Annotated in this window: 11 protein-coding genes; 4 read left to right on the top strand and 7 right to left on the bottom strand. The window is 68.4% G+C overall.

Features of this window, described 5'->3' with window-relative positions; all coding sequences use genetic code 11:
* Positions 1 to 84: 84 nt before the first annotated feature.
* From AB0C26_RS16715 to AB0C26_RS16695, 5 genes are all read right to left on the bottom strand, one after another.
* Positions 85 to 516 (bottom strand): hypothetical protein, encoded by a 432-nt coding sequence (locus AB0C26_RS16715; RefSeq protein WP_360247594.1) that lies wholly within the window; start codon positions 514 to 516, stop codon positions 85 to 87.
* Entirely contained in the window at positions 513 to 1,262 is a 750-nt protein-coding gene (locus tag AB0C26_RS16710) for a hypothetical protein (protein WP_360247593.1), read from the bottom strand. The genes AB0C26_RS16715 and AB0C26_RS16710 overlap by 4 nt, the downstream gene beginning before the upstream one ends.
* A 293-nt stretch (positions 1,263 to 1,555) precedes the next feature.
* Positions 1,556 to 3,058 (bottom strand): AAA family ATPase, encoded by a 1,503-nt coding sequence (locus AB0C26_RS16705; RefSeq protein ID WP_360247591.1) that lies wholly within the window; start codon positions 3,056 to 3,058, stop codon positions 1,556 to 1,558.
* Between the two features lie 7 nt (positions 3,059 to 3,065).
* A complete protein-coding gene (locus tag AB0C26_RS16700; RefSeq protein WP_360247589.1) occupies positions 3,066 to 5,738 on the bottom strand; it encodes a hypothetical protein in 2,673 nt (890 codons plus the stop codon).
* 354 nt (positions 5,739 to 6,092) lie between these two features.
* A complete protein-coding gene (locus AB0C26_RS16695; protein ID WP_360247587.1) occupies positions 6,093 to 6,515 on the bottom strand; it encodes a hypothetical protein in 423 nt (140 codons plus the stop codon).
* A 580-nt stretch (positions 6,516 to 7,095) separates the two neighbouring features.
* Here AB0C26_RS16695 and AB0C26_RS16690 point away from each other — a divergent pair.
* Positions 7,096 to 7,350, top strand: coding sequence for a hypothetical protein (locus AB0C26_RS16690; protein WP_360247585.1), 255 nt, complete (start codon positions 7,096 to 7,098; stop codon positions 7,348 to 7,350).
* Positions 7,351 to 7,353: 3 nt separating this feature from the next.
* Positions 7,354 to 7,794, top strand: coding sequence for a DUF3841 domain-containing protein (locus tag AB0C26_RS16685; protein ID WP_360248287.1), 441 nt, complete (start codon positions 7,354 to 7,356; stop codon positions 7,792 to 7,794).
* A 128-nt stretch (positions 7,795 to 7,922) separates the two neighbouring features.
* On the opposite strand, the gene AB0C26_RS16680 is transcribed toward AB0C26_RS16685, so the two are convergent.
* Together AB0C26_RS16680 and AB0C26_RS16675 are read right to left on the bottom strand one after the other, a co-directional pair.
* Positions 7,923 to 8,948 carry a beta family protein gene (locus tag AB0C26_RS16680; protein ID WP_360248285.1) on the bottom strand — a complete coding sequence of 342 codons (1,026 nt, stop codon included), beginning with the start codon at positions 8,946 to 8,948 and terminating at the stop codon, positions 7,923 to 7,925.
* A 43-nt stretch (positions 8,949 to 8,991) separates the two neighbouring features.
* Positions 8,992 to 10,032, bottom strand: a complete 1,041-nt coding sequence (locus tag AB0C26_RS16675) for a replication-relaxation family protein (RefSeq protein WP_360247583.1) — start codon at positions 10,030 to 10,032, stop codon at positions 8,992 to 8,994.
* An 880-nt stretch (positions 10,033 to 10,912) separates the two neighbouring features.
* Here AB0C26_RS16675 and AB0C26_RS16670 point away from each other — a divergent pair.
* A complete protein-coding gene (locus AB0C26_RS16670; protein WP_360247581.1) occupies positions 10,913 to 11,248 on the top strand; it encodes a DNA-binding protein in 336 nt (111 codons plus the stop codon).
* Complete coding sequence (locus AB0C26_RS16665) at positions 11,245 to 12,702, top strand: tyrosine-type recombinase/integrase (RefSeq protein ID WP_360247579.1); 1,458 nt, start codon at positions 11,245 to 11,247, stop codon at positions 12,700 to 12,702. Before AB0C26_RS16670 ends, AB0C26_RS16665 begins: the two co-directional genes overlap by 4 nt.
* Positions 12,703 to 12,861 lie beyond the last annotated feature (159 nt).

Below are 12,861 nucleotides of genomic sequence, written 5' to 3'. Positions count from 1 at the left end.
AGGCGGCCTACGGGAGCCGGATCCGCACCCCGAGCGCTCGGAACCGCGCGGGCTCATCACGCATCGTCTGCCAGTTGCGATGGGTCAGCTGCAGCTCGGCGTCGCCACGCAGGTGCCGTTTGCCCAGCTCGAGATGGACCGCGGCCAGTGCGCGGTGGGCAGGATCAGCACACCGGTCACGCTGAACGCCTCGAACAGCACCAGCGCGTAGAAGGCCACATCAGGGTGGGCGCGCACGACGTGCTCGTTCACCCAGCTGCCGTCAGGCTTGGCCAGGTACTTGACCTGCACCCTGGCATGGTCGGGCAGGGTGAGGTCCCAGTGCGCCTGCACGCGGCTGGCGGCGAGCTCGCCGCCGAGCAGGGCTTGGACCAGATGCTCACTGAGCTCGGCGAGCGGGTCGCGGTTCGACGCCGGCAGGCGTAGGGCCGTCAGCAGCACCCGGCGAGCCTGCCGGTAGTCGTCGAGCGCGCCGAGCAGGGTCGCGAGTCGCTGCGGGTCCGCCGGGATGCTCATCCGAGGTTCACGATCTGCGCGTCGCCGGCCATCCGGGCCGCAACGAGGGCGGCGCTCTCGGCCAGCAACCGGCCCGCCTTGGACGTCAGGTCCAGGGCCCGCTCCTGCTCGTCGACCACCACGGAGGCGGCCGTCGCCACGGCCAGCGAGACGGTGCCACCCGTAGTGAGGTGTTCGCGCAGCAGGGCGTTGATCCGCAGGCTGGTCTGCTGGCTGGGCCCGGGGTTGCGATAGTTATTAGACAGCCGACGATGCAGGTTCTCGCTCTCACCGATGTAGATCCGGGTCACGGGACCGCTGAAGGTGAGCCGGTAGAGGCCGTGCGAGGCGGCCACGCGGGGGAAGGCCGGTTTCCCGGTGGCGTCGAGCGCCACGCTGCCCGCGTCGGTCCATCGCAGTCGGACCCGGACGTCGACCCGCGACCCAATCACGGCCGGCGGTTCCGCCGCAACGGCCGGGCGGGCCTGAGGCGACGTGATGTCGCGTCGGCTGGCGGCGGACGCTGGTAGGCGGCTGAAGCGGACCCGGCGACGGTCGAGATAGACCTGCTGCACGCGGTAGCCCGCAGCATTCCAGGCGTGGGCCTGCGGGTGGTCGGTGTTCGCCCACCACTGCCGTTGGCCGGCCGAAGGTGGCAGGCCCGCGACCAGGTCTGCGATCGCGTCGAAATCGAACTCGACGTCCTGCTGGCCCTGTGCGGACGCCGCACTCAGGGCCGCGGTCAGCGGGTGGTACTTCCCTGACATCGTGGCCTCCCGGCTCATCAGTGTGAGACGCGATGGCGGCCATGCGGAACCACCGGACGGTTGGCCCTGTGGCTGCTGCCGGGTCAGGCGGCAACAGCCACCGCAGCCCCTATGGGCCAAGCTCTCACTCCCGCCACTGATAGTCCGTGCCGTGGCCGCACTCGCACGGCCAGTTGCGTCAGGTTCAGGTCGATGAACACCACGGTGGCGTCGCGGCTGCTTATCGACCGCCGCGACCAGTTCGCCCAGACCCCGTACCGAAATCGTGTTCCGGCCGCACCACCTGGTGCTCGCTACACCGATGGCGGGACGGTGAGCAGGCCCTTAGCGAAGGCGGACAGGATGCGCTGGTGGGTCTGCCGCGGCAGGAACCGTGGTCCGGGTTCGCCGAGGGGTGTGCCGGGGCGGGCCGGTGTCGTGTCAAGGAGGTCGTCGAGGCCGTGGCGGGCGATCATGAGCAGGCCGTGGGTGGCGCGGGTGCAGGTGACGGCGAGGCGGCCGAAGGCGGAGTTGAACTCGTCGAGTTGTTCGGCGCCGGAGAGTGGGTGGATGGCGATGGTGATCGCGTTGGTCTGGCCCTGCCAGGAGTCGACGGTGGAGGCGACCAGGACGCCTTCGGGTAGGTCGTAGCGTTCGGTCAGTCGTTCGACGAGGTCGGTGGCGTCGTCCACGGCCTGGTTACGGGTGGCCAGGATGACGATGAGGGGGTCGCCGTGGGGGGCGGTCGAGTCCACGACGACCTCACTGGCCGGCGCGCCCTGGCCGTTGTAGCTGCGGGTGACGGTGCGGAAGCCGCCATCGAGGAGCGGGTCCAGGAGCTGTTCGAGGACGCCGAGAAGGGGCAGGTCGATGTCGGCGGCCTCGGGTTCGGGCAGGCCCTCGATTTCCAGCAGGGTGGGGTTGCCGTCGGCGACGGCGTTCCAGACCGAGGCGGCGGTGCCGGTCATGGGTGGTAGCTGTACGGCGCGGTCGCCGGGCGCGGCCACGCAGTGCAGCTGGTCCCAGTCGGTGTAGAAGGCGCGCCAGAGCGGCAGTTGGGTTGCGGTGGGCCGCCAGACCGCCGGGAGGTCGACGATGCGGGTGGTGGGGCCGGCCGGGTATGCGGTGGGCCAGGCCCGGTAGGGGTTGTGGCCGGGGTCGCCTCGCCACGGGTTCTGCTCGCCGGGTTCCAGGGGTGGGAGCTGGCCGACGTCGCCGACGCCGACGGAGATCGGTGCCAGCTTCTCGACGGTGGCGTAGCGGTGTGCGGGTAGCTGCCAGGCCTCGTCGACGAACAGCACGTCGAAGGGCGAGCTGCCGTTGTCGGCCGGCCCGAGGTACTGCAGCAGGCGTTTCGTCTCGCCGAAGGCGCCGAGCTTGTGAGAGGTGCCGACGATGACGTCGCAGGAGGCGGGGATGTCGGCGGTGCCGGTGGCGACCGACACGTTGTCGTGGATCTCCGGTGGGATGTCCGCCCACCGATCGCGGGCGATGAAGAGGCAGACCCGGTCGGCGCCGAGTTCTCGGCCGAGGTCGCTGGCCAGGGGGATGACCTGTTTGTTGGCGAAGGCGGTGACCGCTACCCGGGAGCAGGACGGGTGGTCGAGGGCCTGCTGGACCATGTGTCGTAGCGCGTGGGTCTTGCCGGCGCCGGCCGCGGCGCGTAGCAGGATCTTGTCGTATGCGGCGGTGGCGTCCAGTGCGTCGGTGAGTGCCTTGCTCGCCTGTGCGGCGGCCTGGTTGTTGCCGTGGGCGGCCCGCTGGTGGTGCAGCGCCTCGGCGGTGTCGGCGGTGGGCGTGGTGAAGGTGATGGTCATCGCGGTGTCAGTCCAGATCGTCGCGGGTCAGGTTGTGCGGGGCCGTCGTCGTCTCCGGTTCAGGCATGTCACCGCTGGGTGTGATGTCGAAGTGTTCGTCGTCGAGCAGGGGCGGCCATACGGCCGGGTTCAGCTCTCCGCGTTCGCGGCGGGCGGCGAGCTCGTCGGCCCAGTCGGCCTCGGCGGCGGCGTGGGACTTGCAGCACCATCGGTGGGCGTCCGGGTCGGTCTGGTAGCTCTCAGGCGTGCAGTCGATCGTCGGGGCGGCTTGCTTGTCCAGCGCCGGACGGCTGACGGCGATCTCGTGACCAGACTTGAACGTCTTAAACCAGGCAGCGTCGGCCAGGACCAGCTCGTCACCGACGGCCAGGTCCGGCTCGATCTTCGGTGCCCAGACCAGGCCATCGACGTCCGGGATCTCGGTCAGGGTCCCCATCGGGAGGCGGCCCAGTTTGAAGGACCCCTTCTGGATGGTCAGGGTGGTTCCGGCTTCCTCGACGAGACTGCGGTCGTTGAGGTGCAGCGCCACGACGGTCACCTCGTGGCCCAGGCGCCGTGACCGCACGTCGAGGCGGATCGGGTTCAGGCCGACGACCGTGGCGAAGGCGAGTTGGCGTACCCCTGCGTCGCGGGCTTTGTCCTGGGCGAAGGACAGGTCGGTCAGGCAGGTGAGCTGGTCGCCGCAGGTGCGGTCGGCGTCGAGCAGGTCGACCTGGGAGTTGCGCCAGTGCGGATACATGCGCGAGAACCGGACCAGGTCGGAGGCTTGCAGAGTGTGCCGGCGGCGCCAGACCTGCTGGGCGTCGCTCTCCAGCGCCCGATGGACGTCCCGCAGCCGGGAGACGGGCAGAGCGTCGAGGATGGTGAGGGCCCGTTCCAGGACGCTGATGCGGTAATCCAAGGCGGCGGTGACGAGCCGCCGGTAGTCCGATTCCGGTCCACGGCGGGAGGCGTGGAAGAGGGCGTCGGAGGCGCGGTTGGACAGCCGTGCGCCGGGCGTCTCGATCTGCTCCGCGATGGTGTCGGAGACCTTGCGGTGATCCAGTGGGGCGATGGCCTCGGCCCAGGTGATCAGGTAGTCGAGGCGGCCGGCGTCGACTGCGGGGCCGCCGGGCACGACGTGCGCGAGCAGCACGCTGTGCAGGTCGACGAGCGGGGTCCGCATGCGCATGGTGCGGGCGCGGTCCTCCTCGAGTAGGAAGCTGACCGCCAGCCGCTCGTCGGCGGTCAGGGGTACGGGCAGGGTCGCTTCCTCGTCGTCGAACGTGCGCAGGGTCCGGCCGCAGTCCTGGTCGCGCTGCCAGCGCAGGCGGCTCAGTTCGACGCCGGCCAGCGAGTCCGCGGCGCTCGCCAGCAGGTCGGTCGTCGCCCGGTCCGGTACCACCAGGTGAACCGGCTCGACGCCGGCCTCGTGGTGCTCGCGGATGGCGCGGCCGATCAGGGCCATCACGGCCCGGCGGGTGTCGGCGGCCTGCGGGTCGACGAAGGCGAGCCGAGTCCATTCTCCGGGCCCGGTCGCGCTGACCGTCTGGATCGCGACGCCGTGCACCCCGAGGGCTGAACCGTCGGACTTGACCAGCACCAGGTTCACGGTCCCGTGCAGCCCGCAGGGATCGGTACGGGGCCGGTGGTGCCATTGCGGCATGCCGGTGACGGTGGCGGTGACCTGCGCAAGCGTGGTGTGCGGTACCCGGCCGGTCGCTGCGGTGCCGGTGACCAGCGGCTCGACCGCGTTGCGCTGGGCCGGTTTCACGCCGATCTCGATGAGCAGGGACCTCGGGGTGTCGGAGGCCCGCAGCTCGGCGCGGCAGTAGGTGAACAGGTTGCATGTCGTACAACTGCCGGGGTCGAAGGTCGCTTCGAGGTGGGCGACGTAGTCCGTGAGATCCGTCGGCCTCGGCGTGCCGTCGCCGTCGCCGTCGGCGGATCGGGCCGCAAGACGCTCCTGCGCGCGGGCCCGGACCTCGGCGCGGTGATCGTCCAAACGTTCCACGACGGCCTGCGGGCGCAGGAACGCGTTGCGGGGAACAGCGAGTGTGCCGTGGTCGTGCACCCGCATGCCGTCGGGCAGCGCGCTCCACGCGGCGGCGGACTCGGCGCCGAGCGCGACCTGCAGGAAGCCCTTGAGCATCCGGCTGTCGTCGATGCGGGAGCGGACCCGTTCGTAGTCCTTCGCGTCCCCCATGATCAGCCACGATCCGTCGATCCGGTCGCCGCCGGGGCGGGGGCAGACGACCGCGAAGTCGGGGAGGATGTGGCTGGCGTCGGCAACGTGTTCGAGGTCAAGGTATGGCACGGCGAGCCCGACCAGCATGGTGGCCTCTCCCGCGTTCATCGCCTGCCGGTGAGCGGTGGCCAGTTCGGTAGCCGTCGTGGCCGCATCGGCTCGGCACGCCCTGCGGCGCACCGCCGTCGGGCGCGCCAGCCCGAGCTGCCCGACGGTGGTGGTGACCAGCTCCGCGGCGAAACGATCGTCGCGGACGAGCTTCTCGAACGTCATCGCCCGGATCCACCGGGCCTGCGGGATACCCGCGCCCGTGTCAGGTTCACCGAGACGGACGGCCAAAGCCCGGCGGTTCTCGCCGATGATGAACGGATCGGTCAACCGGAAGCGCTCGCAACCGGCATGCGCCGACGCCGCCACGGCACTGGTACCGCCACCGGTCTGTAGTCCGCCCATGCGATCCTCTTATCTCTGGCTTCGTCGTTTGGCCTCACTCGTCGATCGGACGGCGGGGGCACGACGTGAACGTTTCGATTCGCCCGGGATGACGGGGGTGCGCGATGTCGCTCCAGCCGGCACGGACAGAGGGCGACGTCCGATCAGGTCGCGGGTAGGCGATGACAACCACGCTGCGGTGTCGGCGTCCGATCGGGGACCAGCGGCAGGAACGACAACCAGGCGCCGGCGGTGGTCTCCGTGCCGAGCTCGGCGGTGCTTACTGATCGCGGCGAGGTCATCATGCACGCCCTCGTTGCGGGTCGAGGCCGCCTCCGCGCCCGGAGGACACGAAGACGACCAACCGCCGCCGGCTCAGTCGAGCGGGTCGACACCCGGAGTCTCAGCGTGAGCAGCGGTCGCTTCGACACCGTCTCGGATGTACTTGGCCGCCAAAGCCCATGGCTTCAGCATCTCGGCCTCCGCCTGCGCGGTGAGGGCCCTGTGCACGGCCGGGGCGATGGGAACCGCCTCCATCCGTGCGCCGTCGCGCTGCCCGTCACGGACCGCCTCCTGCCGCGCCTGTTCCACGATCGCCCGTGACACCCATTCGGCGACGGTGAGTCCATCCGCGCCGGCCGCGGTCTTGGCCTTCTCGTACTCCAGCTTCGGAAGAAGCGTCTTCCACCGGCGCAACTTCTCCAGCGTCTCCTCGATCCGGTCCAACCGCTGATCGACCGTCGCCGGCCGAGCGGCAACGGCTGCCCGACCGGTGTCGGCACCGGCGAGTTCGGCCACGAGGGCTTCAAGGTCTCGAATGCGGCAGTTGGTCCGGAACGCGTGTGCTTCCAAAGCGGTCAACCGGACCTCGAGGTTCTGTTCGCTGATGTCGTTCTCCTCATGACAGGCGCCGCATGACCGCGACACAGGAGGTTCATCTCGGCCATCACCAGGGCGACGACCGAACCTGTCGGGAACAGGTATGTCTCGACCTGCGATGACACGGACCAGACCGTAAGAACGGGGTCTGACAAAACCTGTCCGCGAACCGGACAACCGGCCACGAAGATCACGCGTCGGGCGCCGAATTCATCACTGCAGCCAATGCCCCATCGGCCAATCAGGCAGCCGAGAAGCATTCCATCGGCCCGATGGAACCGCCGCTGTCCTCCTAGGTAATCTCAGCGACGCCGTCACCGGGCCAGCCCCGCCTAACGGCACCGGCCAGCCTGTTCTCCACCGGCACCTGCAGCCGGCACTCGGGCGGCTCAAGCTGTGGAACTACCACAGCCACAGTCATACGTCGATGAGTGGCCATGACACGCGGGTGAAACCGCAAGCCGCACGTCCCCACTGATCATCACCCCTCGGAGTACCTATGCCCGTAGCCGGCCCAGGCACCACGCTTCCTCGAATCGCGACCGTCGACACGGCTGTCGCGCCCGGCCGCCTGGCATGCGACATCCGGCACGCCACACTGACCCTGTACTCGGTGCTGTCCCCGGAGGCCTGGAAGACCCTCGCCACCGACGGCGTCCTGACCGGTCGTGAGGACCTGATCGACCCCTTCTTCGTGGCCTCGTATCAGTGGATCCGCCGGGCAGCTGCACGTCGAGGACTGGGGGACGGCTGACCCATCTGGTTCTGGGCACGAACCACCCGCCGCAACCTGCTTGCTGACGTGCGATGCGCTGCCCGCGAGAAACCCGGCAGCGTGCTCGTCACCGCCCTCATCCGGCGGCACGGGGTCTTGCTGAGCCATTTCGATACCTGGAACCTTGTTCTCAACGACATCCCGGTGCACACGCCCAGCACTACCGATACGGAGGTGGACCAGACCTTCGAAGCAATCAGAAAGTTCACCGATTGGAAGTGGCATGAACCCAAGCCACCGCAGTTGAAACGGATTATTGAGGACACCTGGGAACTGGTCCTCGACACCACCCTGTGGTCTCCGACAGACCACTGGCAGGCGACGGTGCCCGAGGTTCGACTGACCGATGTCGTTGATGCAGTCGTCGCCGAACCACGCCGGAGATCCGTAGCCCGTCGGCGTCCGGGGGCCGAAGTCAAGTAGCCGGCGACTCATGCTGAGCTCGCGATGGATAACCGCGGAGCCGCAGCAACGCGGCCGTAACCAGAGGCTCTGTCTCACGTTTGGCGGTGACAAACCTGACGGGACGACGTTCGGCAGGGCAGGAGAAGTCAGCCTCCGAGTTCGCCATGCGAATCTTCGAGCATCTTTAGCACGTGGGCCAGGTGGTGTGCCGTGCCCCAGGCTCGCCAGCTTGTTGCGTTCCCGGGGCCGCCGGCCATGGAAGCTCGTTGCGCGATCTCGGCATCACCCCAGGAGTACGCGGCGCCTTCTGCCGGCCAGTGATCTGCCGCCACCAGCGATGCGCAGAGGTCGTACATGCCCTTGTGGCCGTTGCCGTCTCGCGCCCATCGATACACCCACCACACTTCCTCGTCGGTGTACCGAAGGTTCGGAGGCGGAGGCCATCCCTTGACGTTCATCTTGGGATGGGCGATGCCGTAGTCCCCGAAGACGATGTCAGGTTCTTGGAGGCGCCTCCAGAGAGCCAGGTCGCGTCTGGGTATGGGGGTCGCGATGTTGTACGGAAGGTCACCGATCGATTCCGGCATTGCCCCTGAAGCCACCGTGATGGATTCCCACGGATAGCGCCGGGCCCAGACCAGGCACTTCCGTGCCAGCGCTTCGACTCTGCCGATGTCGCGTTCGGAGCGCACGTCGAAGAAGTCAAGAACGAGTGCTGACTTCTCGATAGTCGTCCCCGCTCGCCGGCAGAGCTTGGCCAGCGACGCTTCGGCTTCATCTTCATCAGGATCGGCGATGTCACCGCCGAGCCGGATGACAACCTGCCCATCATGCATCTCCGCAGCCTGTTGAGCCTCCGCCAACCGGCGCTCGGAATCGTTCAGATGGAGAACCGGCCGGATGGGGACACACCAGTCGGCGAAATCGTCGGCGATAGCTTGCAGCGGTCCTCGCCAGGCTCCGTCCGGGTCATCCAGGTAACGAGCGTCGACCGCCGCGGCCATACCCCGCGGTATTACGTCACGGGCCTTCTCGGCGAAGCTGTGGGCGTCCTTGATCGGATCCCCGCTCGTGGGCGGCACCTCGAAAATCGGCATCACCTTCGCCGCCAGCGCTTCTGGCAGGTGGTCGATGGCTTTGAGTTCGCCTTCCCGGCCCTTGAGTATGGGCATGTAGAGCACGGCGCACCCTTCGCTGACCATCCACGCTTGTCACTCAATGGTGCACCCTAAGTAGTGATGCAACAACAGCCAGTGCTCGTGGCGCAGTGCGGATAGTAGGTACCACACGACCAGCAGGCTCCGATAGCGGTGGCCTTCGCCGTGCTGGCTGCCGCCGGAGCGACCTTGGGTGGCCTTTCGCAAATGGAGTTTGTCGGGACTGCTGCGATCCAAGCGCGCCAGAGCCCTGACCCGGCGAGCGTTCCTGATCAGAGACCTGACAGTCGGCAGCGCTCGCTCGATCCCACGCTGGTCCAGACCTGGCAGGCGGGACAGGCGAGTCTTCGCGAGTGCCAGTGGCGACGCGCAACAGGTCGGGTAGGTCTTTGAAGCGCTGCCGGAGGTTACGTTGCCGGGCGGCGGAGTGCAGCCAGAACAGGACCGGCCAGGACCGGCCGAGAGCGGCGAAGAGCCTCGCGTAGCCGACGACCTTGGCCGTCAGGACGCCAAGTGGTTCGGTGCCGGTGTCGTACTCGAGGAAGAACGGCAACTCGTGGCCGTCCTCGACCCAGAGCCCGTACCCGTCTGGGCGTACCGATGGCTCGTACGCGCGAAGCAGCGCCGGGTCGTCATCGGTGACGAAGGTGCCGGCTCGTTGGCAGACGGCTTCTGGTAGCCACTGCTGGAGTTCGGCGCCGGGGTGGGTGCGGGCGTGGCCGGCGAGGTCGGTGAAGAACTGGTTGACGCCGAGCCGGTGGTCGAGAGTGCGGGTGGAGGTCCAGCGGCGGCGTTCAAGGCGTGCGTGGTCGCGGCGCGGCGGCCGTTCGTCGCGGGCCGCGGCGACGACTTCAGCGCCGAGCTGGTCGATGAGCCAGTGGTACGGGTACGAGCCGCCGTCGGCGCGCTGCGGCCGGAAGCGGGCGGTCAGACGCAGTTGGTAGAGGGTGCGTAACCGGCGCTGGCAGAAGTCGAGCGACGGGAACAGGGCCCTGGCCAGCTGGGGTGTGGTGAGCACGCCGTGGTCGTAGAGCCAGCCCAGCAGGATCCGGTCGCGGACGGTGAGCTGGGACTGCACCCGCAGGACGGGATCATCCAATGGCGTACCCCCGGGGAGACCCGGACGATTGCAGGGTCTGTCGGTGCACACGTCCCCGGCGGAGGCAGCCGCCCTGACCTGCGCTGTGAGGCGGGTGTGGGGTCGGTCCGGGGGTCCGGTTGAAGACTGACGTCAACACTGACGGCAGAGCTGACGTCCACACGGACGGCCGAACCGTCGTCGGTGGCGAGTGGAAAGGACTGCAACAGAAATCTCCTCGATCTTCGAGAGGTGCTGGCAGCCGGCCGGAACCTCTGCGCGGTCGGGCCTGGTGCTGGCGAAAACCGGCGGGCACGGCATGGATGGCGGTAGAGCCGCGGGTGCCACTGTCTTCGTTGGCCGCGGGTAAGGGCGGCGTCGGTCCTTGCGGCCCGGGGTGTGCTGCGGGGGCCGAGAGTGCGGCCTTCGGTATACCGGAGCAAGCAGCGGTCGGCTGGCCGCCTCTGCGCCACGCGTGCCAGCGACGTCATCCTCAAAACGGGGTTTGTCAGCTCAGACGAACACTCTGCGGTCTAACAGGTTTCTGACAAGCCGCCAAAAACCTCTGACAGTGCAACTCAGCAGGTATTCCGACAGGATTCGCCATGACGCCTCAGCAGGACCGGCCGAGCTGTCAGTCGGTTGTACACAACCGACTGACAGCGCATTCCGCAAGTCGATGTTCATCTGCGCTGTCCGTCTCGGCGTCCGCAGCCGATCAAGGCGCTGAGCTGCACTGTCAGACTTTCGTCAGGCGCTGTCAGGAACCTGTTAGACCGCAGAGTGTTCGCCGGAGCTGACAAATGCCGGTTTGAGAGTGCCAGCGCATCCCGCCCAGGCCAGCGGGCGGCGAGAACGCGCCCGGCGTCGGCCCGTCTCTTGCGACAGGAGCACTCTCATCATGAACGCCACCCCGAACACCGCGCCCGGCCACCCTGACGATGTGTGGACCGAGGAGCGCATCCGCGCCCTGGGCGCCGTCACCGACCTACCCACCGCCGCCCGGATCTTCGGGCTCGGCCAGTCCCTGGCCTACGACCTCGCCCGCACCGACCAATTTCCGGCGCCGGTCATCCGCGCCGGCAGCCGCTACCGCGTCCCGATCGCCGGCATCCTCGCCGCTCTCGGCCTCCCCGCCCGCGGCGACTTGACCTCCTCGGCGCAGTCGAGCGTGGATCACCACGGCGCAATCAGAACGACCGCCGTCCACGACCACGCGACACAGGGAGAACCGTGATCAGCGAAGGATCCATCACCAAACGATGTGGCTGCAAAGACGCCGTCACCGGGAAACGACTCAACAGCGGCTGCCCGAAACTGCGACGCTCCGGTGGCTCGTGGAGCACCACCCACGGCACCTGGGGCTACCAACTCGAACTCCCGACCGCACCACGGCAGACACGCCGGGTGCTACGCCGCAGCGGCTTCGACGACCGGGACACCACCCGCACCGAACTCGACCACGCCCGCTCGCTGCTCGCCCTCGCCGGCGACGACACCGGCCTCGCCGTCCAGATCGGCGACATGCTCCAGGCCTGCAAGAACGGCAACCCCCTACCCAGCCTCGACACCGTCTCCGCCCGCGTGCACGCCGGAGTCCCCGCCAACGTGCCGACCACCACGGGCCAGTACCTCACCGAATGGCTCGCCGGACGACGCGGCCTGTCACCGAACACCCTCCTGTCGTACGGCGACCACATCCGCCGCCGGCTCATCCCGCACCTCGGGGACATCCCGCTGCAGAACTTGCGGACCAGCCACATCCAGGCCATGTTCGCCGCCCTCGACCAGCGCAACGCCCAGATCCGCACCGCGCGGGCCAGCGACGACCCCGCCGTACGTGCCTCGGTTCGAGGGGTCCGACCGATGGGCCCCACCAGCATGGTTCGGCTGTACGCCACGCTGCGGGCGGCCCTCAACGACGCCGTACGCCGCTCCCGGCTCATCCCCCACAACCCGGCCCTGAGTATCGAACTCGAACCTGTTGCACGCCCGAAGGCGCGCGTCTGGACGCCCAAGGCGGTCGAGCAGTGGAAGGCCACGGGACGGCGGTCCAGCCCGGTGATGGTGTGGCGCCCCGAGCAGGCCGGACAGTTCCTCGACTACGCCCAGAAACACGACGCCGTGCTCTACCCACTTTTCGAGCTGATCCTGCACCGCGGCCTACGCCGCGGCGAAGCCATCGGCCTCCGCGACTTCGACGTCGACTTGGACGAGGCGTACCTCAGCGTCGTCCAGCAGATCACCTCCGTCGGCTACACCCCCGTCACCCGCGAAGTGAAAAGCGAAGCAGGAGACCGGATCATCCCCCTCGGCCCGACCACCGTCGCCGGGCTCACCGCCTACCTCGACATGCGCAACCGCTGGCAACAGGTCAGCGGCGACACCTGGCCGGACACCGGGCTGTTCTTCGTACGCCCCAACGGCCAACCCTGGCACCCACAAGCCATCAGCGGACGCTTCGACTACCTCGTCAAAGCCAGCGGCCTACCACCCGTACGCCTACACGATTTGCGGCACTGCGCCGCCACCTACCTGCGCCACGGCGGCGCCGACATGAAAGAGATCCAGGAAGTCCTCGGCCACTCCACCATCGGCCTCACCTCCGACACCTACACCTCCGTCATCCTCGACCTACGCCGGCCCAACGCCGACGCCGCCGCTAACCTGATCCCCCGCGAAGCCGCATAGAGAAGATTCGACGGCCCACGGCCGACCCAGAGGGCTGGGCCAGCCGTGGCCGTTCGGGTGCGAATCGCCAGGAACGCAGCAGGGCGGCCGCCGTGTCCAGGTTGTTCGTGATCCGCTGTGTCACGTAGCCCAATTCACTGGTGCTCCCGCGTAACCTTG

Origin of the sequence: Actinoplanes sp. NPDC048796 (assembly GCF_040650035.1) — a bacterium.
Lineage (GTDB): Bacteria > Actinomycetota > Actinomycetes > Mycobacteriales > Micromonosporaceae > Actinoplanes.
Note: the sequence above shows the minus strand (reverse complement) of the source record. Positions and strands in the feature narration are given on the sequence as shown.

What these genes read in the sequence shown, in the direction of transcription:
- AB0C26_RS16715 (WP_360247594.1), bottom strand. Translation starts at nt 516, where the DNA reads ATGAGCATCCCGGCGGACCCGCAGCGACTCGCGACCCTGCTCGGCGCG.
- AB0C26_RS16710 (WP_360247593.1), bottom strand. Translation starts at nt 1,262, where the DNA reads ATGTCAGGGAAGTACCACCCGCTGACCGCGGCCCTGAGTGCGGCGTCC.
- AB0C26_RS16705 (WP_360247591.1), bottom strand. Translation starts at nt 3,058, where the DNA reads ATGACCATCACCTTCACCACGCCCACCGCCGACACCGCCGAGGCGCTG.
- AB0C26_RS16700 (WP_360247589.1), bottom strand. Translation starts at nt 5,738, where the DNA reads ATGGGCGGACTACAGACCGGTGGCGGTACCAGTGCCGTGGCGGCGTCG.
- AB0C26_RS16690 (WP_360247585.1), top strand. Translation starts at nt 7,096, where the DNA reads ATGCCCGTAGCCGGCCCAGGCACCACGCTTCCTCGAATCGCGACCGTC.
- AB0C26_RS16680 (WP_360248285.1), bottom strand. Translation starts at nt 8,948, where the DNA reads ATGCCCATACTCAAGGGCCGGGAAGGCGAACTCAAAGCCATCGACCAC.
- AB0C26_RS16670 (WP_360247581.1), top strand. Translation starts at nt 10,913, where the DNA reads ATGAACGCCACCCCGAACACCGCGCCCGGCCACCCTGACGATGTGTGG.